Source organism: Bartonella sp. CE47NXGY, from assembly GCF_042195415.1.
GTDB lineage: Bacteria > Pseudomonadota > Alphaproteobacteria > Rhizobiales > Rhizobiaceae > Bartonella.
Genome location: NZ_JBHIOI010000195.1, coordinates 1 through 889, shown reverse-complemented (window position 1 = coordinate 889; position 889 = coordinate 1). Strand labels below are relative to the sequence as shown.

The 889-nt window shown below is 37.6% G+C and carries 2 protein-coding genes; both read left to right on the top strand.

The genetic code is table 11. From position 1 onward, the window contains the following. Positions 1-224: 224 nt before the first annotated feature. Complete coding sequence (locus ACFIL3_RS10610; RefSeq protein WP_375682263.1) at positions 225-563, top strand: YqjD family protein; 339 nt, start codon at positions 225-227, stop codon at positions 561-563. Positions 564-566: 3 nt separating this feature from the next. Beyond that, positions 567-889, top strand: a 323-nt coding sequence (locus tag ACFIL3_RS10605) for a hypothetical protein (RefSeq protein ID WP_375682262.1), incomplete at its 3' end; no start/stop codon positions are given.

Below are 889 nucleotides of genomic sequence, written 5' to 3'. Positions count from 1 at the left end.
CTGCAAAAGCATAAGACAATTCTCAACAGATGCGACCCTTTACAGACAAAGCATATCGTATAGGAAAGATTTATTTTATCAAAAACAATTTTAAATTCGACAAAATGAAAGGAACCAAAAAAAGCTTTTGGCGTTACTCAAGCAGTGAAAATTTTCACTCCAATGCAAATGATCACTATGAACACACCAATACAAATATCAATGAATCAAGAGGGAAAAATACCATGGCCCATAATAAAACAACACAGCACGATAAATCAGCCGTAGAAAAAGACCAACAAAAAGACCTACAAGGACAATTAGAAACGTTACGCACTGAAATTTCAGGGATTACCTCAACCCTAACAGATCTTGGTGCAAACAAATTCAACGCCGCCAAAGACAAAGCGGAAAAACTATATCACTCAGCGAAAGAAAGTGGTGAAGACATGATGTCTCAAGCAAAAGACAAAATTAGTGATCTTGAACAAACTCTGAATCAATGCGTTCGCAAAAATCCTGGCAAAAGCGTTTTGTTTGCCGCAGGGGTTGGTTTTATTCTTTCTCAATTACTACGTCGTTAAGCAATGCATAAGTTTATCGCTCCTCTTTTAAACCATCTTGTCGGTGGAGGGCTTAAAAGCACAGTCAAGCAAGTACGCCTTCAAGCAATTTTCTATGGGTTTATTAGCATTTCATTCTTCATGTCTTTGCTTTTTTTATGTACCATCGGTTTTATTGCGTTATGTTATGTTATGAAGCCTCTTGCTGCCGCCAGTATCATGTTTTTAATTTGTCTTTCTCTTGCGGGATTAGGTCTTATTATCAGTCGCGTTCTCAAAACTTATCAACGCTATGACCAACAAAAAAAGACAGAAGAACAACGCCACAAACTCATGACAGATGCGAC